This window comes from Thermodesulfobacteriota bacterium, assembly GCA_026415035.1.
Classification (GTDB): domain Bacteria; phylum Desulfobacterota; class BSN033; order BSN033; family UBA1163; genus RBG-16-49-23.
On record JAOAHX010000006.1, the window covers coordinates 117,181 to 140,901 of the forward strand.

General features: G+C 54.9%; 25 protein-coding genes, 2 tRNA genes and 1 other RNA gene. 21 read left to right on the forward strand and 7 right to left on the reverse strand.

Translation table 11 applies throughout. The features are described from left to right. The 11 genes from clpX to N3G78_05800 all read left to right on the forward strand — a co-directional run. Positions 1-810 (forward strand): ATP-dependent Clp protease ATP-binding subunit ClpX (gene clpX / locus N3G78_05750; GenBank protein ID MCX8117418.1); only part of this gene is annotated, 810 nt, incomplete at its 5' end. Positions 811-850: 40 nt separating this feature from the next. Further along, a tRNA-Val gene (locus N3G78_05755) sits at positions 851-926 on the forward strand. A gap of 22 nt (positions 927-948) precedes the next feature. Beyond that, positions 949-1,025, forward strand: a tRNA-Asp gene (locus N3G78_05760). A gap of 141 nt (positions 1,026-1,166) precedes the next feature. Continuing rightward, positions 1,167-1,508: a Rho termination factor N-terminal domain-containing protein gene (locus N3G78_05765; protein ID MCX8117419.1), complete on the forward strand. Its 342-nt coding sequence runs from the start codon at positions 1,167-1,169 to the stop codon at positions 1,506-1,508. A 14-nt stretch (positions 1,509-1,522) separates the two neighbouring features. Continuing rightward, positions 1,523-2,356, forward strand: coding sequence for a glycosyltransferase (locus N3G78_05770; GenBank protein ID MCX8117420.1), 834 nt, complete (start codon positions 1,523-1,525; stop codon positions 2,354-2,356). Between the two features lie 30 nt (positions 2,357-2,386). Further along, positions 2,387-3,391, forward strand: a complete 1,005-nt coding sequence (locus N3G78_05775; GenBank protein ID MCX8117421.1) for a ParB/RepB/Spo0J family partition protein — start codon at positions 2,387-2,389, stop codon at positions 3,389-3,391. After that, the gene (locus tag N3G78_05780) at positions 3,354-4,463 is read left to right on the forward strand and encodes a radical SAM protein (GenBank protein ID MCX8117422.1); all 1,110 of its coding nucleotides are present in this window, start codon (positions 3,354-3,356) and stop codon (positions 4,461-4,463) included. Before N3G78_05775 ends, N3G78_05780 begins: the two co-directional genes overlap by 38 nt. 4 nt (positions 4,464-4,467) lie before the next feature. Beyond that, positions 4,468-5,271, forward strand: a complete 804-nt coding sequence (locus tag N3G78_05785; GenBank protein MCX8117423.1) for a glucose 1-dehydrogenase — start codon at positions 4,468-4,470, stop codon at positions 5,269-5,271. Positions 5,272-5,330: 59 nt separating this feature from the next. Beyond that, a complete protein-coding gene (gene smpB, locus N3G78_05790; protein ID MCX8117424.1) occupies positions 5,331-5,792 on the forward strand; it encodes an SsrA-binding protein SmpB in 462 nt (153 codons plus the stop codon). Continuing rightward, positions 5,761-6,115, forward strand: a transfer-messenger RNA (tmRNA) gene (gene ssrA, locus N3G78_05795). The genes smpB and ssrA overlap by 32 nt, the downstream gene beginning before the upstream one ends. A gap of 165 nt (positions 6,116-6,280) precedes the next feature. Beyond that, on the forward strand, positions 6,281-7,186 hold the full coding sequence (locus tag N3G78_05800; protein ID MCX8117425.1) for a polynucleotide 5'-hydroxyl-kinase: 906 nt from the start codon (positions 6,281-6,283) through the stop codon (positions 7,184-7,186). Positions 7,187-7,282: 96 nt separating this feature from the next. On the opposite strand, the gene N3G78_05805 is transcribed toward N3G78_05800, so the two are convergent. Next, complete coding sequence (locus tag N3G78_05805) at positions 7,283-7,906, reverse strand: site-2 protease family protein (GenBank protein ID MCX8117426.1); 624 nt, start codon at positions 7,904-7,906, stop codon at positions 7,283-7,285. Positions 7,907-7,972: 66 nt separating this feature from the next. Further along, positions 7,973-8,353: a PilZ domain-containing protein gene (locus N3G78_05810; protein MCX8117427.1), complete on the reverse strand. Its 381-nt coding sequence runs from the start codon at positions 8,351-8,353 to the stop codon at positions 7,973-7,975. 166 nt (positions 8,354-8,519) lie between these two features. Between N3G78_05810 and larB the strand changes: the two genes are divergently transcribed. From larB to N3G78_05835, 5 genes are all read left to right on the forward strand, one after another. Further along, complete coding sequence (gene larB / locus N3G78_05815) at positions 8,520-9,269, forward strand: nickel pincer cofactor biosynthesis protein LarB (GenBank protein ID MCX8117428.1); 750 nt, start codon at positions 8,520-8,522, stop codon at positions 9,267-9,269. Between the two features lie 33 nt (positions 9,270-9,302). Next, positions 9,303-9,935: a hypothetical protein gene (locus tag N3G78_05820; GenBank protein ID MCX8117429.1), complete on the forward strand. Its 633-nt coding sequence runs from the start codon at positions 9,303-9,305 to the stop codon at positions 9,933-9,935. Next, the gene (locus N3G78_05825; protein MCX8117430.1) at positions 9,919-10,305 is read left to right on the forward strand and encodes a cyclophilin-like fold protein; all 387 of its coding nucleotides are present in this window, start codon (positions 9,919-9,921) and stop codon (positions 10,303-10,305) included. The genes N3G78_05820 and N3G78_05825 overlap by 17 nt, the downstream gene beginning before the upstream one ends. Next, positions 10,289-10,954, forward strand: coding sequence for a class I SAM-dependent methyltransferase (locus N3G78_05830; GenBank protein ID MCX8117431.1), 666 nt, complete (start codon positions 10,289-10,291; stop codon positions 10,952-10,954). Before N3G78_05825 ends, N3G78_05830 begins: the two co-directional genes overlap by 17 nt. Before the next feature lie 505 nt (positions 10,955-11,459). Further along, positions 11,460-11,666, forward strand: coding sequence for a hypothetical protein (locus N3G78_05835; protein MCX8117432.1), 207 nt, complete (start codon positions 11,460-11,462; stop codon positions 11,664-11,666). On the opposite strand, the gene N3G78_05840 is transcribed toward N3G78_05835, so the two are convergent. The 5 genes from N3G78_05840 to tmk are packed head-to-tail and all read right to left on the reverse strand — an operon-like array spanning position 11,654 to position 16,123. Beyond that, positions 11,654-12,151, reverse strand: a complete 498-nt coding sequence (locus N3G78_05840; protein ID MCX8117433.1) for a DUF721 domain-containing protein — start codon at positions 12,149-12,151, stop codon at positions 11,654-11,656. The two genes, N3G78_05835 and N3G78_05840, sit on opposite strands and share 13 nt — an antisense overlap. Next, positions 12,148-13,719 carry a methionine--tRNA ligase gene (metG, locus tag N3G78_05845; protein ID MCX8117434.1) on the reverse strand — a complete coding sequence of 524 codons (1,572 nt, stop codon included), beginning with the start codon at positions 13,717-13,719 and terminating at the stop codon, positions 12,148-12,150. Before metG ends, N3G78_05840 begins: the two co-directional genes overlap by 4 nt. Next, positions 13,703-14,482 (reverse strand): stage 0 sporulation family protein, encoded by a 780-nt coding sequence (locus N3G78_05850; GenBank protein ID MCX8117435.1) that lies wholly within the window; start codon positions 14,480-14,482, stop codon positions 13,703-13,705. The genes metG and N3G78_05850 overlap by 17 nt, the downstream gene beginning before the upstream one ends. A gap of 5 nt (positions 14,483-14,487) precedes the next feature. Continuing rightward, positions 14,488-15,468 carry a DNA polymerase III subunit delta' gene (gene holB / locus N3G78_05855; GenBank protein MCX8117436.1) on the reverse strand — a complete coding sequence of 327 codons (981 nt, stop codon included), beginning with the start codon at positions 15,466-15,468 and terminating at the stop codon, positions 14,488-14,490. Beyond that, on the reverse strand, positions 15,458-16,123 hold the full coding sequence (gene tmk, locus N3G78_05860) for a dTMP kinase (GenBank protein MCX8117437.1): 666 nt from the start codon (positions 16,121-16,123) through the stop codon (positions 15,458-15,460). The genes holB and tmk overlap by 11 nt, the downstream gene beginning before the upstream one ends. Before the next feature lie 530 nt (positions 16,124-16,653). Between tmk and N3G78_05865 the strand changes: the two genes are divergently transcribed. The 5 genes from N3G78_05865 to N3G78_05885 form a co-directional block, all read left to right on the forward strand. Further along, positions 16,654-17,448, forward strand: coding sequence for a zinc-ribbon domain-containing protein (locus tag N3G78_05865; GenBank protein ID MCX8117438.1), 795 nt, complete (start codon positions 16,654-16,656; stop codon positions 17,446-17,448). Position 17,449: 1 nt separating this feature from the next. After that, complete coding sequence (locus N3G78_05870) at positions 17,450-20,419, forward strand: hypothetical protein (protein ID MCX8117439.1); 2,970 nt, start codon at positions 17,450-17,452, stop codon at positions 20,417-20,419. Between the two features lie 27 nt (positions 20,420-20,446). Next, positions 20,447-20,917, forward strand: coding sequence for a hypothetical protein (locus tag N3G78_05875; protein MCX8117440.1), 471 nt, complete (start codon positions 20,447-20,449; stop codon positions 20,915-20,917). 58 nt (positions 20,918-20,975) lie between these two features. Further along, entirely contained in the window at positions 20,976-21,443 is a 468-nt protein-coding gene (locus tag N3G78_05880) for a hypothetical protein (GenBank protein MCX8117441.1), read from the forward strand. A gap of 380 nt (positions 21,444-21,823) precedes the next feature. After that, positions 21,824-23,721 (forward strand): transglutaminase family protein (locus tag N3G78_05885; protein MCX8117442.1); only part of this gene is annotated, 1,898 nt, incomplete at its 3' end.

A 23,721-nucleotide genomic window follows, 5' to 3' on the forward strand; every position in this document is an offset into this window, starting at 1 on the left:
GAGGCCGGCTACGTGGGCGAGGATGTGGAGAACATCATCCTGAGCCTCCTTCAGGCCGCCGATTATGATATCGAACGCTGCCAGAAGGGGATCGTCTATATCGACGAGATCGACAAGATCTCGAGGAAATCGGATAGCCCCTCCATCACGCGAGATGTCTCGGGGGAAGGGGTGCAGCAGGCCCTGCTCAAGATCATCGAGGGGACGATCGCCAGTGTCCCGCCCAAAGGGGGCCGGAAGCATCCCCAGCAAGAATTCATTCAGATCAATACGACCAATATCCTCTTCATCTGCGGAGGCGCCTTCGTCGGGTTGGAGAAGATCATCGAACAACGGATCGGAGGGAAGAGCCTCGGATTCGGAGCGGACATCAAATCTCGAGAGGAGAGGGACGTCGGCGAATTGCTCAAGGAGGTTCAGCCGGAAGACCTTCTCAAATATGGCCTGATCCCCGAATTCATCGGCAGGCTCCCGGTCATCGCCACCTTGTCCAACCTGAGCCTGGAGGCATTGGTCGATATCCTGAAACGGCCCAAAAACGCCCTGGTCAAACAGTATCAGAAGCTTTTCGAGCTTGAGAATGTGAAGCTCCGCTTCACGGAAGGGGCCCTCATCTCGATTGCGAAGGAGGCCCTCAAGAGGAATTCCGGCGCTCGGGGGTTGAGAGCGATCATGGAGAACATCATGCTCGATGTCATGTACGAGATCCCGTCCCAACCCAACGTCCGGGAGTGTATCATCAGCGAAGAGGTTGTCCTCAACCACGAAAGCCCGATCCTCCTTTACGAAAAAGAGGCCGGGGCCGCATAGGCTTGACATTCCAAAGGCCTTCCATTAAAGTTTGACCAGGGGGCGGATAGCTCAGCTGGGAGAGCGTCGGCCTTACAAGCCGGAGGTCACAGGTTCAATCCCTGTTCCGCCTACCAATCGAAACGAAACGTAGGAACCGGGGGCGTAGTTCAATCGGTTAGAGCGCCGGCCTGTCACGCCGGAGGTTGCGGGTTCGATCCCCGTCGCTCCCGCCAATGTCGGAGGGGGGTGGTCCACCGGACCACCCCCCTTTGTTTAGAAGGGAGGGGTGTTGATTTGGTCTGAGAAATCCTATACATTAGGAGCGATCGCCCATCGGTGGATTTCCTAATTCTGTTCGAGGAGGAGACCCCCACATGGAGAAGAAGGAGAAACCCCTGGAGAAGATGACGGCCAAGGAGTTGAGGGAGGTGGCCCTTGGCATACCGGGCATCACCGGCGTTCACGCCATGAAGAAAGAGGAGCTTTTGGCGGCCATCCGGAAAGCCAAAGGCCTCCCCGAAGTCGAGATCAAAAGGGAGAGGAAAGTCGGCGCCAAAAAAGAGAAGGTCATCCTGAGCGCTTCTCAGTTGAAGCAGAAGGCGAAAGAGCTGAAGGCGAAAAGGGAGGAGCTGCTCCAGCAGAGGAATTTCAGGATGGCCGAGATTTTGAGGAAGCGAATCCTTCGTTTGAAAAAGAGGTCCCGAAGGGCCGCCTGACCCGCCCTACCTCCATGCCTAAAGTCTCGGTCATCATCCCCACCTACAATCGATGGCCCATGGTGAGAGAGGCGATCGATTCCGTCCTGGCCCAGGACTTCGACGATTTCGAGTTGATCGTGGTCGACGACGGCTCCTCGGACGGCACCTCCGAGGCGCTGAAGGAGTATGGGAGACGCATCAGGGTGGTGGGCCATGTCCAGAATCGGGGCGTGAGCGCGGCCAGAAACACGGGCCTTCGCCACGCCCGAGGAAAGTACATCGCATTCCTCGATTCGGACGACCTCTGGGTGAAGGGAAAGTTGAAGATCCAGGTCGCCTTCCTCGACGAAAACCCGCACTACCCTCTCTGTTATACGGATGAGATCTGGATCCGTCGGGGAAAGTGGGTCAACCCCATGAAGAAACATTCGAAATACTCCGGCTGGATCTTTGAAAAATGCCTTCCCCTCTGCATCATCAGCCCCTCCGCCGCCATGATGCGCAAAACCCTCTTCTCAACCGTGGGCCTCTTCGATGAGGCCCTTCCGGTCTGTGAGGATTATGACTTCTGGTTGAGGGTGGCGGCCCGCTATCCCATCTTTTTTATCGACAAAAAGCTGATCATCAAACGGGGGGGGCATCCGGACCAGCTCTCCCATCGCTCTTGGGGCAATGATCGCTACCGGGTCATCGCCCTGGAAAAACTTCTCTCCGAGCCCTTTCTCAAGGAGGAGGAGAGAAGGATGGTCCTCGAAGAGATGCGGAAGAAGTGTGAGATCCTCGCGAAGGGGTTCCTGAAGCGAGGGAACGAGCTTGAAGGGAGATATTACCAGGAAGTGATGAGGCGATACGGGATCCACATTTAGACCGAAGAGGCCTCCTTCGAGATCGAGGAGATGAAATCGATTCAGACCGTCCCCCTGCCGAGGATCGACCTCCGAGACGAGACCTTCTCGGTCAACTTCCGGCCTGACTTGAAGCCCCTGCGGGCATCCCTCCAGGCCGTCGGCCTGCTCCAGCCGGTTCTTCTCGTGGAGGCCGAAGGCCGTTACCGGGTGGTCTGTGGCTTTCGGAGGCTTTGGGTGTGGCGAGAGCTCGGGAGGGAAGAAGTCCTTGCACGGATGGTCGATCCCTCCCAGAGGGATGACCTTGAGTTGTTCTTTCTCTCCCTGCAGGAGAACCTCACGACCAGGGGATTTAATACGGTTGAGAAGGCCATCGCCCTTTGGAAGCTCGTCCATCACTTCAAGGTCGAACCTTCCGAGGTGATCCGGATCCATCTTCCTCTCCTCTCTCTCGAACCGAACGAGAAGATCCTGAAGACCTACCTCTCCCTCGCCGAGATGGAGGAGGAGACCCAAGGGTTTGTCCTGGAAGAGGAGGTCTCCCGTTCGAACATCCGACTCCTCAGCCAGATGCGGCCTGAGGATCGCAAGGGCCTTCTCTCCCTCCTCGTCCGATTGAAGCTCGGGGAGAACCGGCTGAGGGAACTCTTGACCCTTTTCATGGAGATCTCCAGGCGGGAAGGGGTCGAGATCGGCCAGATCCTCGGTCGGCCGGAGATCGAGGCGGTGCGTTGCGATCAGGAGCTCACCCCCCATCAAAGGACCGAGAGGCTCAAGAAGGTTCTTTGGGGCCTCCGTTACCCGAGGCTGAAGGCCCTGGAGGAGGCCTTTGAGGCGAGGCGAAAGGGACTTCGGCTGCCTGACGGGGTTTCCCTCCGTCCCTCTCCCTACTTTGAAGCCAAGGGGCTGAGGATGGAGCTCCGGTTCGAATCGCTGGGGGAATTCCGGAGGATCCTCTCGGCCTTAACGGAGCTTGCCGAGAACGATGCCTTCGGGGAGCTTATGACCTTTTGTGAAGATGTTCCCCTTTCAGATCGAACGAATCTATCTCGATGAGCAGGCGGAAGGAGACTGGGTTGCTCGAAGGGTCCTGAGCTGCCTTCCCTCTGTTCCGGTGGTGAGGATCAGGGACAAAAGGGATATCATCAAAAAGTCCCTTTCCGAGGACGATCCCATCGGCAAGGGGAAGAGGGCCCTGCTCCTGACCCGATTCTACGGAAGGCGTCTGAAACCCTGTCCTGGCACCTCAAATCATCTCTGTTGCGGCTATTACGTCATCAATGCCGTCACCAACTGTCCGATGGACTGCTCTTACTGTGTCCTCCAGGGTTATCTGAATAACCCTTTTCTCACCCTTTATACCAACTGGGATGACCTCCTGCAGGAGATCGAGGGGTATCTTTCTTCCGAGCGACAACCCCTTCCTCGCCTCGGGACCGGCGAACTTTCCGATAGTTTGGCCCTCGAGCCGATCTTCCCCATCTCCCGATATCTCGTCTCCTACTTCGCCGAAAGAGGCCACGGCTTGCTCGAATTGAAGACGAAGTCGGATCAGATCGACGCTCTCCTCGATCTCGACCACCGTGGAAGAACCGTGGTCTCCTGGTCGCTCACCCCTCCCCGGATGATCCAGGAGGAAGAGAGGGGGACCGCCTCCCTCGAACGACGTTTGGAGGCGGCCAGGAGGTGTCAGGAGGCGGGCTACCCGATCGGACTCCATTTCGATCCGATGATCGAGGAGGAGGGATGGGAGAAAGCGTACGAGATCCTGGTGTCCTATATTTTTGATCGCATCGATCCGAAAAGGGTCATCTGGATCAGCATGGGCGGGTTCCGCTATCCTCCCCGTCTCAGGGGAGTTGCGGAAGAGCGATTCCCACGTACCCGGATCTTCCTGGGCGAATCGTTTCCCGGCAAGGATGGAAAGCTCCGGTATTTAAGGCCGATCCGGGTGAAGATGTACCGTAAAATGGTGGGGTGGTTGAGAGAGGTGAGCCCCGACCTCTTCGTCTACCTCTGCATGGAGAGCCAGGAGGTTTGGCAAAAGGTATTCGGTTGGTTTCCCCTCAACGGAGCCCATCTGAATCGACTCTTCGAGGAGAGGTCAAAGAGATTGATCGGGAGGTGAATCCATGAGACTCAAAGGAAAGGTCGCGCTCATCACAGGTTCGACCCGGGGAATCGGCAAGGCCTTTGCCCTCGGTTTTGCCAGAGAAGGGGCGGACCTCGTCGTCCACGGACGTAACCTTGAAAAGGCCAAAGGGGTTGCCGAAGAGGTGAGGGGCCTCGGGGTGAACGCTTATGCCATCGCCGGGGATGTGGCCAATGGCCAGGAGGTGGCGAGGATGGTCGAGGAGGCCCACGGCCATTTCGGACGGATCGATCTCCTCGTCAACAACGCGGGGATCAATCCCTTCATCCTTCCCGCCGAAAAGATCCCGGAGGAGGGATGGGAGCAGGTGATCGATGTCAACCTGAAAGGGGTCTTTCTCTGCTGTCAGGCCGTCGGGAAAAAGATGATCGCCCAGGGGGGAGGCAAGATCATCAACATCTCCTCGGTGATCGGCTTTTTAGGAGAGCAGGGATTCCTCCCCTATGCGGTCAGCAAGGCAGGGGTCATGATGCTGACGCGGATCTTGGCCTATGAGTGGAGCCGCTATCAGATCACGGTCAATGCCCTCGCGCCCGGGATCATCGCCGCCGGGATGAACACCCCCATCCTCAACAAGGAGCCCCTGGTCTCCGGACTCACCCGCCTGATCCCCCTGAAGAGGCTCGCAAGGCCCGAGGAGGTCGTGGGGGCGGCCCTGTTCTTGGCCTCGGAAGAGTCGAGTTACATCAACGGGGCGACCCTCGTCGTTGACGGAGGCATGATGGGTTATCATCCGGTCGGGTTCATGGACCTGATCTCGGATCTGACCAAGAAGAAGGGGTAGGAGGGGGAAGACCGAATGGCGGTTGATTTTCCCTGTCCCTTTAACTAAAATAAGATTGAATGGCCGAGAAACTGGTCTGCCAGAATAAGAAGGCGCGGTTTCATTATACCATCGAGGACTCCCTTGAAGCAGGGATCTGCCTGTTGGGGCCGGAGGTCAAATCCCTCCGGGAAGGGAAGGCGAACCTCTCCGATAGCTATGCGACGATCAAAAACGGGGAGGTCTTTCTGGTCGATGCCCACATCAGTCCCTATTCCCACGGGAATCGGTTCAACCCCGACCCGAGGAGGACGAGAAAGCTCCTCCTCCATAAGCGGGAGATCAAACGCCTCATCGGGAAGGTGCAGGAAAAGGGGTTTACGCTCATCCCGCTGAGGCTCTATTTTTCGAACGGGAAGGCCAAGGTGGAACTGGCCCTCGCCAAAGGGAAGAAGCTCTTCGATAAGCGGGAGGCCATGAAGCGGAAAACGATGGAACGAGACATGGAAAGGGGGCGAAAAGGGTTCGACGGGGATCGTTGACGGCAGGGCTGCATACCGAGGTCCCATTGGCTCGTTAAACAAATGGGATTAAACATAATCGCAGCCAACTACGATTATGCCCTGGCTGCCTAAGCGCAGCCAGCGTCCCTCCTGCCTCCTCCTGTAGGGCGGGATGTGGGCGTCAAACTTACAGGATAGCTTCTCTCTGACGCTTATAGGGGAGAGGCGAAACTTCCTAAGCTCACCCTTTCGGGATCCTGCCTGTTGGGAGACCGTCAGGGGAAACTAAAACACAGGCTAAGTATGTAGAGGCTCTGTCGGAAGGTTCTCGGACGCGGGTTCGATTCCCGCCGCCTCCACCAATTCTTAAATCGACATGGAGTGCCGTGGTTTGTTGGCCGAAAAGGACCCTCCCTTTTGGCTCCCTGAAGGCCCTCCGCTCTTCCCACAGATCCGATCTCTCAATCCAATTTAAGAATACGTTTGATAAGACCCTTTGAAAAGGTTCATGGGATAGCGGTGAGGAGATGAAAGGCGAGGCACCGAAGGAATGGTTTTCCCTCTTGGAATTCTTGGCCCGAGAGAAGGGCAAGGTCTTGGTGCTCGGGGCCACGGATACCGGGAAGAGCACCCTCGTGAAATTCCTCCTCGATCATCTCTGCCGCCGGGGACTGACCATAGCCCTTGTGGATACCGATATCGGTCAGTCCTTTCTCGGACCCCCGACGACCATCGGTTTCTCCCTTTTCAAATGTCATCCCGATTGGGGTCTCGTCTTCTCCACACCGCAGCTCTTCTTCGTCGGGTCGACAACCCCGGAAGGCCATCTTCCAATCTTCTTGAAAGGGGTTGAGAAAATGGTTGGGAAGGCGGCCTCCTCGGGAGCAGATCTGGTTCTTGTCGATACGACCGGGTTTGTTTCGGGAGAGGGGGGGAGGGAGTTAAAGAAGAGGAAGATCGAGCTCGTCTCCCCTCGAGCCCTCCTGGCCCTCCAAAGAAACGCCGAGATAGAGCCGATCCTTGAGGGCTTCCAGAAGAACCCCGCGATGGAAATTTTTCGTCTTCCCGTGTCTCCCGAAATAAGGATCAGGTCCATGGAGGAGCGTCGGGCCTACCGGAATGGAAGGTTTCGGGAGTATTTTCGATCGGCCCACCCCTGTGAAATCCCTCTGGAAGGGCTTCAATTTGAGAATGAGGTGAGGGACCCGGATGGCCAAACCCTTCCCCTCGATTGGGCCCTGAAGATCAACGGACTTCTCGTGGGATTGAAAGACATCCAAGAGGAGACATTAGGGCTGGGATTAATCCGGTTCTTTTATGAAAAAGAGGCCCGATTGCGAATCCTAACCCCGCTTCAGGAGATCCACAGGATAAAAACCATCCAGCTCAGCTCACAGAAAGTCATTTTGTCGCCGGAAGAAGCTATCCCCTGAAAACCGAAAAACCGAGGCCATCGGAAAGACCGGTCTGGAAGGCCCACCGGTAGGATCAGGTTGGGCCGAGGAGGGATCAGACAGAATCCTCGCGCCTCAGGGGAGGAGGAGTTTAATCAGGATGATGAGGAGGGTCTTGAAGAGGTTGAGGAAGGGATGAAGGAGGCCCAGAAGGAGCAGACCCACGATCATGAAAAATCCATAGGGTTCGATGCGGAGGAGGAGGCGGCGGATTTCGGGAGGGGCGATTCCCATCAGGATCTTCGACCCATCCAGGGGAGGGATGGGAATGAGGTTGAGGGCAGCCAGGGTGATGTTGATGGAGGCAAGGGTGTAGGCGATCACAGCGGCCGTGCCGTAAGGGGGCAGTCCCAGAAGCCGGTGAACCAGGAGGGCCCCAAACGCCAGGAGGATATTGGCGAGGATACCGGCCGAAGAGACCAGAAGAAGGCCTTTTCGGCGATTGGGGATGTTATTGAGATTGACCGGGACGGGTTTGGCCCAGCCGAACCCTGCGAGGAAGAGCATGAGGGTCCCGATCGGGTCAAGATGTCTGAGCGGGTTGAGGCTCAACCGGCCCATCCACCTGGCGGTCGGGTCGCCCAGCCGGTTGGCCACCCAACCGTGGGCCACCTCATGGAGGACCACCGAATAGAGAAGGGGGATGAAGAGGATCAGGAACGAGACCGGATCGTTCATCAAGAGTTTCAATAACCCCATTGGGTTGTTCAGCTCCTCCCTTATCCCATTATGGCCATTCAGGGCGAAAAAAGCAAACGGACCGATTTAGCTTTCAAGATCGGCCTTTTCTCCGGCACCGAGGTTCAGGAGCCGTTCCAGCTCATGGCGCTGCTGATCGGTGAGAAGCCCAAATTTCAGGCCACAGCGTCTCGTCGTCAATCGAATGGCCAGACGCTCATATTCTGGAGGGACCGGAACTTCGAGGTTGTAGATGACCCTGCAGGGGATCTTCGCCACCCTGAGGTCTCGCAGGAGAAGGGTTAAATTCTTCTCTCCCTCTCCTTCAAGGAGATCCTCCTCGTAGATGTGCTCGAAGGCCAATCCTCCAAGACCGATATCCTTCAGTTTTCCGATCCTGGGCTCTCGGTTGTGAAGGGCGACGACTCCTTCCTCAATTTGGATGCGGGGATATCTCCTTCTTTCCATGAGGGCATCCTTTTTCGACGAAGAGAAGTGATTGGGCGGAGGTTCGGTATTGGCACCCATTCTATGCCTTGGATAAGGGGATGTCAACCCAAAAATTTTAATCGAAAGGGAGGCCCCCTTCCCTTGACTTTTGGAGAGAGGAGTGAATAGAATTTAAATTACATCGATGGACAAACAGAGGCTCGAGGGACTTTTAAGGGATGTGAGATCAGGTAGGGTCTCCGTCGAGGAGGCGGTGGTTCTGCTCAGGGGTCTTCCATTCGAAGACCTTGGCCATGCGAAAGTGGACCATCATCGGACCCTCCGCAAAGGATTCCCAGAGGTGATCTTGGGGGAGGGAAAGACCACCGAACAGATCCTCTCCATCATCAAGGAGATGAAGGAGAAGGGCCAGAACGTCCTCGTGACCCGGCTCGAAGAGAAAAAGGCCAAGGCGATCCAGAGGCGTTTTCCGAAGAGCCGGTACCATCCGTTGTCCAAAGTTCTCACCCTCCTCAGCCATCCGGTCAAGATCGAGGGAAAAGGGACCATCCTGGTCATTACCGCGGGAACGACCGACATTCCCGTGGCCGAAGAGGCGGCCCTCACGGCGGAGGCGATGGGCAACCGCGTGGAGACCCTTTATGATGTGGGCGTGGCCGGCATCCACCGGCTCCTTTCCCAGCAGCAGAGGCTTTACGAGGCAAGGGTCCTCATCGTCGTCGCGGGCATGGAAGGGGCCCTTCCCAGTGTGGTGGGGGGGTTGGTCGACAAACCTGTGATTGCGGTTCCAACCAGCATCGGTTACGGCGCAAGCTTCGGAGGGGTTGCCGCCCTTCTGGCGATGTTGAATTCATGCGCCTCCGGAGTGGCTGTGGTCAATATCAACAACGGATTCGGAGCGGGTTACCTCGCCAGTCTGATCAACCGGTTGTGAGCCTCCCTCGGCCCGAAGGAAAGAGATGAGCCCATGGGCATCAACGGTGCGATGTGGATGAGATATGTGAACGAAGCCGTTCCCCTCTTTCTTTTGGCCATCATGGGCGTGGTCCTCTATCGGGGGTTAAAGAGGAATCAGGGTTATCTTTCAGAGAAAGAGGAGCTGTTCAGGCGATATCTCCACTTCAGGGGGGATCTTCAGGTCCGGTTGAAGGTCTTCGGTGGGGACGAACAGGCCTATCAGGAACTTCTGAGAAATCTTTCGGAGAGCTGGAAAAACTTCAAAAAGGCCTACGACCAGTACCTCCTCTCCCTCTCCAGGAACACGAAGAAGGTGAGGCGTATCCTTCTGATCCTCACCCTGGGCCTCCTGACCAACAGCGGCCGACTCCTCATCGAGGCCTGCTATTTCCATGGCCTCGATTCGAGGGTGTTATACCTCGCTTTCGGCGAGCTCTCCCATTATATTTTGGTGGTCCTCAGTTTCTTGCTGTTGCGGTCCCAGACCCAACCCTTCCTCTCCCTCGGGGGGGAGCCGGTGAGGATGGATCGGGACCTCCTCTTTTATTCGAACAGTCTGTCCGAACTCGGAGAGAAAGAACGCCTATACGATGAATTTTCACCCCTTGAGGAGAGGGAGGAAGGCGATGGGCAAAAAGATTAGGATTTTGGCGGGAGGGTTGACCGTCGAGGCGGTGCTGAACGACTCCAAGACCGCCCAGGTGATCTACGATGGCCTGCCCATCGAGGCGACGGTCAACACCTGGGGGGAGGAGATCTATTTTCCAATCCCGGTGAAGGCGGGATTGGAACCGGGAGCACGGGAGGTCCTTGGGCTGGGAGAGATAGGTTACTGGCCTCCAGGCCAGGCCTTCTGCATCTTCTTTGGTCGCACGCCGGCCAGCCGGGGCGATGAGATCCGGGCGGCGAGCGCGGTTACCGTGATCGGAAGGGTTCTGGGTGATCCCAAAGCATTTCTTAAAGTGAGAGATGGCACCCCCATCCGACTGGAAAAGCTTGACCCCCAAGCCTAACTCGAAGGTGCGGGTTTCTATTCCCCACAGCCAATTCTTCCAACGTCTGGCCCCCCATTATGATCTTCTACTCGACCTTTTCACCTTTGGAGGGTATAGGACTTTTTTAAGAAAGGGGTTCGGGGTCCTGGCGCCCGAAAAGGGCGAGGCCATCCTGGATCTCTGTTCAGGGACCGGAAGGGTAGCCCATTGGATCGTTCAAGCCGTCGGGAGCAAAGGTCGGGTGATAGGCATGGACATCACCCCGCGGATGGTCGAGGTGGCCAGGGGGCGATCGAAAGGATTAAGGAATCTGTTCTTTATCGAACAGGACGTGACCCAGCCATGGCCATTTCAGGGGCCTTTTGACGGGATCTTCATCTCCTTCGGCCTTCACGAGCTTCCGGATAGGCAACGGCTGGGGGTGCTCAAGCGATCCTTTTCCTCGTTGAAAAAGGGGGGAAGGATGGTCATCGCCGATTTCAATCCCGAGCCTTGCGGCCTGGCCCGTACCCTTTTGCTCCTCTTTTTCAACCTTTTCGAGAGGAGAAATCTCAATTACTTCGGCTTCAATCTCCCCATGGCTTTAAAGGAGGCTGGTTTCGGGAGGTTCCAGATCGCTTCCTCGGCGGCGGGTCTTCTGCAGATCACCCTGGCCAGAAAGGATTAGGTCTCTTCACCGTTCCATTCAACTCAACCCGCTCCTCCTCTTCCGGGAAATCGTACAACATTGTACAATCCGAATGGAAGAAAGAAACCCTTTTAACCCATCCCCGATCCCCTACCTGTCAAATCCGATCAAGTGAAGAGAAGAGGAGGAGAAAAGTGATTGGCATCTGGATTGCAGTTAAAAAATGAAAAAAAATAATCCTGTCGAATCCGTCGAAAAGCCAAACCACGAGCAATCGTGGGACGCCTACCCGCCACAAAACGGTGGGAGGCCCCCTGCCCCAGGGAGGGCAGGCGGGGAAAGCCACGGGTCCCAGAAGAGGCCTCATATCCTCGGGGAGAGGTTGACCCCCTCTTGCCGGCGATCTTTGGGGGGAGGAAATCTGGGATGGCCGGGTTGCCGAAGCGGAGGAGGTCTCTCCGAACCCGTGGTTTACGTCGACCCCGGGTTTTTTTTATCCCTCACCAATTCGGTCGAGGGCCTTTGAAGGAAAGGAGGGATCGGGATGTCTTTCGGACCGCTGTGTCCCTATTACGATGATGCGAAGTGCCTCCTCAACAACCACCTTTGCGATCTGGACTGCGGCCAGTCTTTCCAGGGTAGAAAACTCGGAAGCGAAGGGATGAGGCCGATCAAAACGTGGTCCCAGGAAGAGTGGGAATGGGAATTGAAGAGGCGAAGGGTGAGGCCTCTTAGCGGCTATGAGCCTTGAGGTTCCTTGAAGGGCCCCTTACGCGATTGTTCCAAGAGGGCGCTTCGCGTCAGGAGTTCCCTCAATCCTCTTTTTAACTCGGGGTCTTTTAGGTTTTGAAGAAGTTCGTCGATTCGGTCGATCCTATCCTTCCGAAGCCTCCCCTTTCCCCTTCCCTGCTGATTCGAAGGGCGGGCTGCGGGGGTTGATGAAATCTTCCCGAGCCTGAAGCGAAGATCCTCGATCAGCTCCTCGCCCAGAAACTCGTTGATCTTCTTCAGAAGGGTCGGTTTGAGAAACTGGAGCTGCTGCATCCAGGTCGAATGGGAGACGGCGATGAAAAGCGTCCGATCCCGGATGGTCTGAGGCTGGGCATGTTGGGAGATCGATTCTCCTACAATCTCCTTCCACGCCCCCCAGAGGGTGTAGCGTTTCATGGGCCCGTCCAGTTCGAGCCCCTTGAGGGTCTCTTTCAGAACCAAACCGATGGGCAGGGGCTTTTTCATCGTTCCGAAGGGAGTTTCGAAGGATCGATCCTAGGAAAGAGGGGGATCGGTTTGGCCACCTTCCCTCCTGGTTTCAACCTTCCCCAGACTCCCTGCTCATCGAGGCGCTCCTCCCAGAGCGACCCTCCCAAGCCGAGCTGGCCCCACATCTTCTCACCGGTCGTGGGCATGAAAGGTGCGATGAGGAGGGAGAGGAGGCGAAGGGATTCGAGGAGATGGTAGAGGACGGTAGCCAGCCGGGGCCGATGCTTCTCCTCTTTGGCCAGTGACCAGGGCGCGGTTTCGTCCACATACTTATTCGATGCCGAGACCATCTCCCAGATGGCAACCAGTGCCTTGTTGAAGGCGAGATCGTCCATCAGTTCTGGGAGTTGGGCCACGACCCTTTTGGCCACCCCCTCCAGTCGTGCGTCGATCTCCTGAGGTTCCGAGGGGGTGGGGACGAGACCGTCAAAGTAGCGGTGGACCATGCTGAGGCTCCGGCTGAAGAGGTTCCCCAGATCGTTGGCCAGATCGCTGTTGATCCGGTGGACCATGGCGGCATGGGAGAAGTCTCCGTCCATTCCGAAGGAGACCTCCCGCATCAGAAAGTAGCGGACCGCATCGACCCCGTAGGTATCGATGAGGCGATTCGGCTCCACCACATTCTGGAGGGATTTGGACATCTTCTTTCCCTCCACGGTCCACCAGCCATGGGCGAAGACCATCTTGGGCGGTGGGAGGCCGATGGCTTTGAGCATCGTGGGCCAGTAGACGGTGTGGGTCGTCAGGATATCCTTTCCGATGAGGTGGATGGCCTCGGGCCAGAACTCGGAGAAGGGGCTATTCTCCGAACCGTATCCGAGGCCGCTGACGTAGTTGATCAAGGCATCGAACCAGACATACGTCACATAATCCCGATCGAAGGGGATCTCGATGCCCCATTTCAAGCGTTTTTTGGGCCGGGAGATGCAGAGGTCTTCCAGGGGGCTCTGGAGAAAACCCAGGATTTCATTCCTCCGTGAAGGCGGTAGGATGAACCGCTCGTGCTTCTCGATATGTTCGACGAGCCAGGACCGGTATTTGCTCATCCGAAAGAAGTAGTTCTTCTCCGACAGGGCGCTCACTTCTCGAAGACAGTCCGGACATCTTCCATCGGAAAGATCCTTCTCCGTCCAGAACCGTTCGCAGGGGACACAGTACCATCCCTCGTAGTTATCCTGGTAGATCTCCCCCCGATCATAGAGCTCCTGGAGGATCTTCTGGACGACCTTGATGTGACGCGCTTCGGTGGTGCGGATGAACTCATTGTTGGAGATGTTGAACCGCTTCCAGAGGGCCTGGAATCGTTGGACCATCTCGTCGCAGTGGACCTGCGGTTCGACGCCCCTTTCTTGAGCCGCCTTCTCGACCTTCTGGCCGTGTTCATCCGTGCCCGTGAGGAAGAAGGCGCGATAGCCCTCGAGGCGCTTGAAACGGGCCAGGATATCGGCGGCCACCGTGGTGTAGGCATGGCCGATATGGGGGACGTCGTTCACATAGTAGATGGGCGTGGTGATGTAGAATGGGCCTTTAGATCTGGGATACATGGATCGTGACCTCTCCCCCTTCTTCGAGTTGGACGGTGATCGTCTGGTTGAGCACGTTCTGTCGGATCACCTTCCCCTTGCCGTATCGGGTGGTGATCGATTTTCCCACTTTGGGGAGATCCTTTTTGAGGTCGAGATAAATCGGATATTCGTAGGCCAGACAGCACATCAGGCGTCCACAGATCCCTGAGATCTTTGCGGGGTTGAGGGCGATGTTCTGTTCTTTGGCCATCTTGACCGAGACCAGTTCGAAACGGTTCAGAAATTTAGCGCAGCAGAGTTCCCGACCACAACTCCCGAGGCCCGAGAGCATCTTGGCTTCATCCCTGACGCCGATCTGTCGCATCTCGATCCGGGTCTTGAACCGGGCTGCCAGGTCCCTCACCAGCTCCCTGAAATCGACGCGCTTCTCCGCCGTGAAGTAAAAGAGGATCTTGGAGCGATCCAACAGGACCTCCGTCTTGACCAGCTTCATGGAGAGTTGTTTTTCTCCGATCTTCTGAAGGCAGAATCGAAAGGCCTCCTCTTCCAGCCTCCGGTTTTTTTCGAACTGGTCCAGGTCTTCCGGCGTGGCCCTACGGATCACCCTTCCCGCCGGTTTTTGGCTGTTCGCCTTTTCGGAGGGGGGGGCGAGGACCGTTCCCAAGACCGGCCCTTTCTCGGTCTCCACCACGACCCTGTCGCCGACGTCGATGGGAAAATCCCCTGCCTCAAAAGCTTCGGCTCTATGGTTGGCCATTCTCACAAAGACCTCTCGACCCATCTTCTCTATCCTTCTGCCCAGGAGAGCATGAGCGTCTCGAGGGCCAGTCTCGTATTGGCGTTCGCACGGATCGCCTTCGTGGCATGATGAAGGCCTTCCATCCGTCGCAGCAGGTGAGGAAGAGTCCACCCCTCTGCGTATCGTTCGATTTCGCTGGCGAGATCGGCATGGATCAGTTTCGAAGGCTCCAGGGAGGTTTTTCTGACCATGAGATCCCTCAGGAGGGTTTTCGCCACCTCCAAGAGCAACCGCAGAGGTTCTCGCTGTCCCGGGAAGGATTCGATCCAGCCCTCCTGCTCTTCTGGGGAGAGAGACTTGGAGGCGATCCATCTCAAGAGATCCCTCCTCGGGAGGCCGGCGAGCTCTTGCCGGATCGAGAGGGCATGGCCCGGGCTTCCTTCGGAAAGCAGGGCAAGGAGATGGGCCTCCTTTGCCTCGAGGCCTTTCACTTGGATGAGCCAGTCTGCGACGAGGGGATAGGGGATCGGATGGAAGCGGACCGGCTGGCAGCGGGAGAGGATGGTGGGGAGGATCCAACGGGTGCTCGTGGCGATGAGGATGATGACGGTGTGGAGAGGAGTCTCCTCCAGGGTCTTCAGAAGTGTGTTGGACATGTGAGGGGCCATCCGGTCGGCGGCCGAAAGGATGAGGACCCTTCGCCTTCCCTCGAAGGGTCGGTAAGCCAGGCCGCTCAACATCTCCCGAACTTGCTCCACCCTCAGGGTCTGTCCTTCGGGTTCAATCAACGAGACATCGGGGTGAAGCCCATGATCGATCTTCCTGCAGGAGGGGCATCGATCGCAGCCATCCACCGCCTTTTCCCCATCGAGGCAGTTGAGGGCCTTGGCGAATTGGAGGGCCACCAGGCTCTTTCCAACCCCCTCATGTCCAACGAAGAGGTAGCTGTGGACGACCTTCTCCTGAGCGATGGCCCGCTGAAGGAAGGCAATGGCCCTTTGGTGGCCCATGATGTCTTTAAAGGACATAGGTTTTTGGCCGTGGACGCCGAATTAAACGTCCTTCGACAATCCCTTGGATTTTTTTGAAGACCTTTTCTGGCCCCACGCGGGTGTCGATCACCTTGACCCGATGGGGGTTCCTCCTTGCGATCTCGAGATACCCCTTTCTCACCCGTCGATGGAATTGGATCGACTCCTCCTCGAACCGGCCTTCCTTTTCCTTACGGGAGGTCCGGTTTCTCTTCCTGGCCCTTTTCAGACCCAGTTCGAGGGGACAATCGAGCAGAAAAGTCAGATCAGGCTCGATGCCCTGCGAGGCCAGGCGGTTGATTTTCTTAACGAGGGAGAGATTAAGCCCTCGCCCGTAACCTTGATATGCGAGAGTGGCATCGCTGAACCGATCGCAGAGGACGATCGTGCCTTTTCGGAGGAGGGGCTGGATCACCTCGACGACATGCTGGGCCCGTGCCGCTTCATAAAGGAAGAGTTCGCTGAGAGGGGACAGGTGCTTATGGGCCGGGTCGAGAAGGATCTTGCGAATCTTCTCGCTTATCGGAGGCCCTCCTGGCTCGCGCGTCACCTTACAGAGAAGTCCCTTTTGGGTCAGATACTTCCTTAAACGTTCGATCTGGGTGGTCTTTCCGGTTCCCTCCACGCCCTCAAAGGTGATGAACAATGACAAAACCGCTCCTCTCGGGAACAAATAAATATTTGAAATCTAAGCCAAAATATAAGCCAGCCCGGGGTTTCTTGTCAAGGAGCCCCGATCTCGCCAACGCCTTCTTGGATCAAGGAGATCCTTAAATCGGGCAAATGCCTCCGAATACGGATCCTTGGCCTAATCTCATCGTGTATTTGATAGATTACCAGATTACCAGTTACCAGGCCCCAATTCCTATATGCAGATTTTGAACGACCTCTCTCCCTGAGAATCCCACCGTTCAAATTTTACTGGTCAAAATTTTCCCGTGGTTGCGGTATCATGGAACTTTGTCATCCGATGCTTCTGGAGTTTGAAAACATGCGATCTTAATTTGTTGGTCAATTTTATTGGGCCAGTCTCGTTTTACCGACGAAGGTCAATTGATTGATAACAAAAGCTTCTTCAGATCTTCTCTCATGTCATTTTCCATCATGTCATCCTGTGGGTCTGGCTGTATTTCTAAAAATTTTTGAAAGATGGAATAGGTATTGCATAAGTTTCCAAATATTTTGCAAAAACTTTCAGCGAATGAGAATTCCCTACCCAGACCAATTTGGGAGATTAAAGCTATGGAGAACATAAAATTTTACGAGATAAGAGAAAGGGTTCGTAAGAAAATGGGGCTTCCGCCGATTCCTTTTCCGGTTCGGGAAAGCCGCGAAAAAGTGATATTCAAGTCCCAGGGGGTTGCCCTGGATCTCCTCCTCGATGAGCTGGAGCGGTATCTAATCGAGCATCCCGAAGAGCGGGTTCTCTACAGAGAGACCTTTTCAAGGCTTGCAGCGATGGAAGGGATTCGTCTTGGTGAAGAAGGTTTCCATGAGCTTGCCAGCCACTATTTCGAACTGGGATTGGCGCTCGATCCGGAGAATCTGTCTCTTCGGGCGAATTATGCGCTTGCGCTCCAGAGCTCGGGCAGAAAAGAAGAAGCGATGAAGCAGTATCGCCTTCTTATTCAACAGCCGCAGATCTCCGGTCAGTTTCTCGTTTTGATTCCAGCGGCTCGGCTTTTTCTCGATTCCGGCGACCCGGTTACAGCCCACCAAATTCTCAGACACTGCGCTTCCTTTATGCCGTTGGATGACGAATTTTGGGAACTATACGCTGAGGTGAGAGAGCGCTGTGGGTTAAAACCCTGGATGGCGCCCGGGCAGAAGAAACCTGGTGTTTCTGTTGCTCCGGTTCAATGCCCGGAGGCCAAGGAGAAAGAGAAAAAAAATCCAAAGAAGAATTTCTGTTCCGCCTGCGGAAAGCCAGTCAAACCTACCGATAAGTTTTGTGGGAGCTGCGGCCATGCACTGTAAAATGAAGACCTTTCTGATCGCTATGGTTTCATCGCTTTTATTTGTCCATAGTATTAACTGGCTTCATCCCTCCATGTGGGCTCATAGTGCCACAGACATGGGCCAGGTCCTTTTGGATGCCCTGCCTAAGCTTTCCGACCTCCCCGGAGGTTACGACTTCAAGCCGGAAGGCAAAGGAGGAGGATTTCATAACCATAGTGATCAATCAAGTAGTGCATCCTTTTTTTGGGTAGGTAAAAGAAACTTTAGCTGGCAAACGGAAGAAGGAAAAAGTTTCACATATCACGATTCTATCAGAATAGCGTGTTACGCCAACTACAATAGTGCGGTTCCTAAAGGGTCACCTGAAGAATTCCGGGCCCACCGCATGACATGGGGGGAAAAAGGTCATTCCATGAAACCCTATGAAGGTTTGCCCGGAGGAGTCATTGAGGAACATGAGGAGGTAGAGAAGACAGGCACTGTTCGTATATTTGTGCGGCTTTATTTCTGGAAAAGCCGTGAATGTCATGGAAACTTGTACATCCAATATGGAGTGAACAAAATTGCCTCCCACGGGATGACTCGACCCTCTTATGAGGAACGGGTCGCCGAGGCAAGAGCTTTCTGCCGCCCCCAGATAGAGCGTCTGGCCAAATTGATTTACTCTCGATTGCCCGAAGGCACTGGCAGTACAAAAGGTCTCCCGCCTGCCGACTTACCTTCGACTGTTCCAGACACACAAGTAACTCAAACAGAACCTCTTCCACCTGAAACGGTGCTGCTGGCGGTGGCGGGTGGGTCGATGGTGATGGCTCTGGGAGCCTTGATCCAGCTTCTGGGAATGGGCGGCCTTCAGAATCTCTCCGATCTTCGGGGTGTGATCGAGAATCTCTTGAGTACTTCTACGACGACCGTCGATGCCAGCGGCCCAGGATCTGACTTAAAGCCCTCTGAGGTCAAACAGGAGGTTGAGGTTATTCCGAAAATGCAGGAAACTATTCTTCCCGATCCCATTCCATCGGGTTTTGAATACAAGGGAAAGGTCTGGTATCAGCCGCCGTGGGAAAAAGGCGGCCCCTACTGGATGGATAAGAAGGATTACGACTCCATGCGGTCCATGATGCGACAGGGCAAGGTCTGGTCGGATCGCTGGGGCTGGATGGATCCCCAGGAAGGTAAGGCCATGGAATCTCAGCGCGCTGAAGCCTGGGATAAGTATAGATCGAACACAGATGAAGACATTAAGGCCATTACGAACCGGATTAAGGAATCTCAGGAGAAACTGGCTGAGATCAGAGAAAAACAGGCCGAGCTCGAAAGAATCGAGCAGCTCAGAGAGCGTCTGGCGCAACTGGAAAGACAGCGGGAGCTGGATAACTCCTTTGCAACACAACTTAGCGAGACCTGGAAGAATTACTCCGAGGGGGTGAACAGGGATTTAGATGCCCTTCCCGGAGAACTGAAGAAGATGGCCCTCGATACGGCTCGTATGGTAAGAGACACGACAGGCAAGGCAATCACGGAGTTAACGGACATCGACAATTACAGAGCCGTGGGTCAGGCCGCAGTGGAGACAGCTAAACAATTGATCCTTCATCCGGTTGATTCGGCAGTGCAGGTGGGAGATGCAGTTAAAGACGCAGCGACTTTGGCTAAGAACATGGCTGCGGGGATTGCCTCTGATCCGGTCGGTTTTGCGGAATCGATGGTCGGATTGGATAACTGGAAGAAGGTTCTCGATCCGAATGTCCCGATCGGAGAGCGCGTCTCACGGGCCTTATATGGCGCGGTAGATACCGCACTGAACTTCGCCTCCGGTGGCACGAAAGCCGCGGCTCAGAGTATGGAGGCAGGAGTAGATGCCCTCAAGGCCGTTGATCAAGCAACCGATGCGGCTAAAGCGATCAAAGGAACAGAGGCCATAGCCGATACCGCAAGACTTACTCCCAGATTGGAGGATTCAGCACGGCTGCAGGCCTGGGAAGCGGGGCGCCTTGCCGGACAGCAAAAGGCCGATCGGCTTGCAGAGGCCATTAAAAGCGGGGATGCCGGTGAAATCAAACAGGCGCTGGTGGAGTGCCAGAAGGACAAACATGCCATCCAGGCCCTCAATCGCGGGGATGATTCTCTGAAGACTGCTTATAATGAGCATATGAAAAAACTCATCACCGATGATGTGGATAAAACCGTGCGAGAGAAGATCGCTCAACGCTATGGGTTGAATCCTGAAGATGTGGAAATCGTCAAACCCACCAATCCCACTGGCAAGGTGAAGATCGGAAGCGACCTTGACTATACGGTCAGGGTTAAAGCAAAACCGGGTGAGTTCGTTGCCGATCCTGAAAGGCCCGGCCAATTCATCAAGGTAAAGGCCGGAGACACCTACATGAAGGATGTCCCGATTAAAGATGCCCGGGAGATCTACAACCGCGAACTCTACAGCAAGGTGACCGGTGAGCCGATTCCGACGGATCCAAAAAAGTTTGGAGCCTTCCAGGCACGGGCTGACCAACTGGCCCATGAGATGGATCATGTGGCCGGTCATCGGGTGGGTGCGGAGTCCTATGGCGCTTCTCAACAGGATCTGGAGGTCGTCCTCCAGAAATCGGGGGGCCGGTTTACGGATCCAAATCAGGTGGGAATGGTCGCCACCTATAAGTCCACTCACCTTTATCAGCAAGCCGAGGAAATAGCAAAGGTGAACCCGGCCAAAGCTGAGGAATTGATTGCCGAGGGAATGAGACAGACGACGAAACAGTATAAGAACCTGATTGAAACGCGGCTGGATGCGCTTCAGAGCAAAGGAATCGAAGTTGCCGTGGACCCGCGTCTGACCAAAGCGGTGGAGATTTTGAAACAGGTGGAGACCAAAGGCATGTCTCCTGCAGAAGCCGAGGCGCTATTGCGGAGTCAGCTGAACCTGTCGAAAGACGATGTGGCCAATATGCTTGGAGGCCAACTGGCCAAGCTTCACATGATAAAAGCATAGAAGAGGAGGACGAGGAAAGGAAAAACCATGTGGCCCATTTTTTTGAAGATCGTTTCCATTCTGTTTCTCATTCTGTTTGTGCTGGGTGTGGTCTTGATGCTTTTGACCTGGCGAAAGGCCAAATTCGTCAAGCCGAAATGGATCCTTTTCGGGCAGGTCGTGGCGGTGGTTGCGCTCCTCGTATTCACGGCGCTGTCCCGTAATCCCCTTGGATTCTGGGGATGGTTGCTCATCTTTCTCGTGGGGATTGGGGGTGGGTATTTTTATGGCCGCACGGTGAAGGTAAAAAGATCGGAGCAGGGAATCATGATGAACTACACGCTCCCTTATGTCATTACCTGGGCGGTCCTGCTGTTTCTCACCCAGTTTCTAACCATCAGCACGGGCCGAGTCCCTATCGTTGTGCTGGGTCTCTCCGTGCTCAACACGGGATTAAACCTGGCGATGAACGGCCAGGTGGTCAGAAATTACGTCCGTTTGAAAAATGCTGTTTCCTGAAAGAGAGAGGCTCATGAGCAATGAGAGCTTGAAAAAGTGTTCTTCATGCGGAGAGATGATGGAGGTATCCGTCGCCTTCTGCACGAATTGTGGAAACCGTTTCGAAGACAAGAGGCCGTCAACCGGAGAGGCGGGATCCTCCATCGGTTCAAAGCTTCTTGAACTGGCGAATGAGTTCCTTTCCGTGAAAGAGGTGGACCCCCAACGATTTGAATTTTCGTCACAAACGGGAGGTCAATCGCCCCTTCAGAAGGTCAAAGTCAAGTATGATGCCGTGGTTCGGCTGGAACCCGACAAGAGACACCTGGTCTTCTGGGAAAAGATGGTGGAAAGCTCTGCAGGCTTGGAGATGGGCTTTTCCCGTGAGAAGAAAAATCAAAAAGGAATCGAGGTCAACAAAACCATCCATGGCCATCTTCTCTTCGGCGGCAAATACGGGTTTGAATACGGAAAGCTGCGAGAGGTGGTGAAGGCCATTGCCGCTGAGCAGGGCTGGAAATTCAAGACCGCCCTCTTCAAACCTTAACCTCGCTTTCAACAAGCCCATCACATTTAAAACAGTTCATATTCAATCGACAGGTACAGTCTGCCGTCCCCTTTTCCTTGAGGGCAAAATGGTTTTTTGTTTATCGACATAAAAATTTTTTCTTGACAGGTGATCGATTTCTTGCTTAAATTGGCCATCCCTTTTGCCTTTGTCTTAATTCAGCAAATCAAACCATTTTGATTGATTCTTTAGAGAGGTCTGTGCGGAAGGTTTACATTCCCACTATCTTCCTCGTTCTTCCATCCCTCTTTATCAATCCTGAGCCTTCCATTGGTTCTGACCTTAGCCTTACCAAAAACCTTCAGGTAGTTCTTGAGAGGAGCAGGGGGGTGCTTGGTCGGGCAGAGGGGAGGCTTCGTTTGGGCTATTCGATACATTCTGAGCTAAGCGATCTAAAGGGGCTTCTTGAGGAGGTCCGGGCCTGTCATCTCCTGCTTCAGGAGCGTTTCAGGGCAAGGGAAGAAGAGATTAAGTCTTTTGGAGAGAAAGCCCTGAGCAGGCATCGGGTCATGGCAGAGGGGGTGAGCCAGGCCCTTCTGGAGTACATGGCTCTGGTTGAGGGGTTATCTCCGGATCGACCTCCTTCGTTGAGTAGGATTGAGCATCTTCTCACCCTTCTTCAGACGATCCTTCCTGTCAGAAAGAAGCCCATCTTTGGAACCCTTCCTTATAAACATCTTCGTTATCCTGCGAAAGAGCCTCCTGAGGGGCCATTGATCAGGCCGGCCTACGGGGGTGGGGATCGGGTTGTTAAGCCAGAAGACCTCCAAAGCACCTCTGAGGCTCCGATCACCCAAGAGATCGCTCTGCTTGCCCAGTCTCTTAACTGGAATCCGGTTTCGATCTATGAGTGGGTCAAAAATAATATCGAGACGGAGTGGTATTGGGGGATGATGAAGGGGGCGGAGGAGACCCTTCGGCAGCGGAGGGGAAACGATGCGGATCAGGCCTCGCTTCTCATTTCCTTACTTCGAGCTTCGGGCTATCCGGCCAGATATGTGAGGGGGGTGATCGAATTCTTTCCAGACCTTGAGGGGGCAAAGAACCTCTTCGGGATCGATGAACCCCATAAGATGGCCGAATACCTTCAGAAGGCGGGGATTCCCTTTAAGGTGATCATCTCGGGAGGGAGGATTACGAACCTACAGATGGAGCACATCTGGGTGGAGGTCTATGTTCCCTATGCCAACTATCGGGGAGCGATCCTGGATGAACATGGGAAGACCTGGTTAGGGCTCGATACGAGCATCAAGGTGACTGGATATTCTTACAACAGCCCCAGAGAGATTCCAGCGACGCTCTCCTTCTTAGCCCTGAGAGACCAATACCTGAGCGCTCCTCAGAATCAGACCCCTCTGGAGTACCTTAGAAGCCAGATCGGCTCTCAGCTATCGAACCTTTCCCAACCCGTAAGCTATGAGGAGTTGCTCTGGACAAGAACCCTGATCCCTGAGGTGTTAAACATCCTGCCTGCGAGCCTACAATTTCGGCAGACCAGAATCACCCATGAATACACAGAACTTCCTGAGGAGCTGAGGCACAGGGTAAGATTTATTGCCGCCCAAGGTCCCCACCAGGAGCTCTTTGACATAACCCTGGATGCTTCGAGGCTCTCGAACCAGAAGATCGTTCTCACCTATGAGCCGGAGAGCAGGGAGGATCAGGAGATCATCAACTCCTATGGGGGGCTGGACAACACGCCTGGCTACCTGATCAGGCTGAGACCGGTCTTGACCCTCAATGGAGAGAAAGTGGCCGTGGGAAGAGAGGGGCTTCCCATGGGCAGGGAGTATGAACTGATTCTTGAGCTCATCTCACCCAATGGAGTGGAGAGGATTATCAACACCCATATCACAGGAAACCTCTCAGTCATCGGAATCGTCTCTCAGAATGCCTCTCTGATCAGAAACGAGGTTGAAACAGAAAAAAACGCCGAAACCCTCCTCCATGAAGAGGCGATTCGATACATTGAGCGCTGGAATCGTGCGGAGGAGGAGCTTGCCTCGCTCTTTCGTCTGAGGCTTGCAAGGCCCATTCCTACGGTGGTCACCCTTGGAGGGGTGATCGAGGTGAGCTATCTGCTCGATACTCCCTATGGCTTTGAGTGGAAAGGGCTCTATGTGGATTCGGACTTAAGGGCGGTTGAAACGGTGACAACCCGATTTAGCCCCAACCAGAGCCAGGGACTCTTTATGGAGCTTTCCTCTCTTCAGGGATCCATCCTTGAGAACCGGCTCTTTGAGGAGGCCTTTGGGGT

What these genes read in the sequence shown, in the direction of transcription:
- N3G78_05765 (MCX8117419.1), top strand. Translation starts at nt 1,167, where the DNA reads ATGGAGAAGAAGGAGAAACCCCTGGAGAAGATGACGGCCAAGGAGTTG.
- N3G78_05770 (MCX8117420.1), top strand. Translation starts at nt 1,523, where the DNA reads ATGCCTAAAGTCTCGGTCATCATCCCCACCTACAATCGATGGCCCATG.
- N3G78_05775 (MCX8117421.1), top strand. Translation starts at nt 2,387, where the DNA reads ATGAAATCGATTCAGACCGTCCCCCTGCCGAGGATCGACCTCCGAGAC.
- N3G78_05780 (MCX8117422.1), top strand. Translation starts at nt 3,354, where the DNA reads ATGTTCCCCTTTCAGATCGAACGAATCTATCTCGATGAGCAGGCGGAA.
- N3G78_05785 (MCX8117423.1), top strand. Translation starts at nt 4,468, where the DNA reads ATGAGACTCAAAGGAAAGGTCGCGCTCATCACAGGTTCGACCCGGGGA.
- smpB (MCX8117424.1), top strand. Translation starts at nt 5,331, where the DNA reads ATGGCCGAGAAACTGGTCTGCCAGAATAAGAAGGCGCGGTTTCATTAT.
- N3G78_05800 (MCX8117425.1), top strand. Translation starts at nt 6,281, where the DNA reads ATGAAAGGCGAGGCACCGAAGGAATGGTTTTCCCTCTTGGAATTCTTG.
- N3G78_05805 (MCX8117426.1), bottom strand. Translation starts at nt 7,906, where the DNA reads ATGGGGTTATTGAAACTCTTGATGAACGATCCGGTCTCGTTCCTGATC.
- N3G78_05810 (MCX8117427.1), bottom strand. Translation starts at nt 8,353, where the DNA reads ATGGAAAGAAGGAGATATCCCCGCATCCAAATTGAGGAAGGAGTCGTC.
- larB (MCX8117428.1), top strand. Translation starts at nt 8,520, where the DNA reads ATGGACAAACAGAGGCTCGAGGGACTTTTAAGGGATGTGAGATCAGGT.
- N3G78_05820 (MCX8117429.1), top strand. Translation starts at nt 9,303, where the DNA reads ATGGGCATCAACGGTGCGATGTGGATGAGATATGTGAACGAAGCCGTT.
- N3G78_05825 (MCX8117430.1), top strand. Translation starts at nt 9,919, where the DNA reads ATGGGCAAAAAGATTAGGATTTTGGCGGGAGGGTTGACCGTCGAGGCG.
- N3G78_05835 (MCX8117432.1), top strand. Translation starts at nt 11,460, where the DNA reads ATGTCTTTCGGACCGCTGTGTCCCTATTACGATGATGCGAAGTGCCTC.
- N3G78_05840 (MCX8117433.1), bottom strand. Translation starts at nt 12,151, where the DNA reads ATGAAAAAGCCCCTGCCCATCGGTTTGGTTCTGAAAGAGACCCTCAAG.
- metG (MCX8117434.1), bottom strand. Translation starts at nt 13,719, where the DNA reads ATGTATCCCAGATCTAAAGGCCCATTCTACATCACCACGCCCATCTAC.
- N3G78_05850 (MCX8117435.1), bottom strand. Translation starts at nt 14,482, where the DNA reads ATGGGTCGAGAGGTCTTTGTGAGAATGGCCAACCATAGAGCCGAAGCT.
- holB (MCX8117436.1), bottom strand. Translation starts at nt 15,468, where the DNA reads ATGTCCTTTAAAGACATCATGGGCCACCAAAGGGCCATTGCCTTCCTT.
- N3G78_05870 (MCX8117439.1), top strand. Translation starts at nt 17,450, where the DNA reads ATGAAGACCTTTCTGATCGCTATGGTTTCATCGCTTTTATTTGTCCAT.
- N3G78_05875 (MCX8117440.1), top strand. Translation starts at nt 20,447, where the DNA reads ATGTGGCCCATTTTTTTGAAGATCGTTTCCATTCTGTTTCTCATTCTG.
- N3G78_05880 (MCX8117441.1), top strand. Translation starts at nt 20,976, where the DNA reads ATGGAGGTATCCGTCGCCTTCTGCACGAATTGTGGAAACCGTTTCGAA.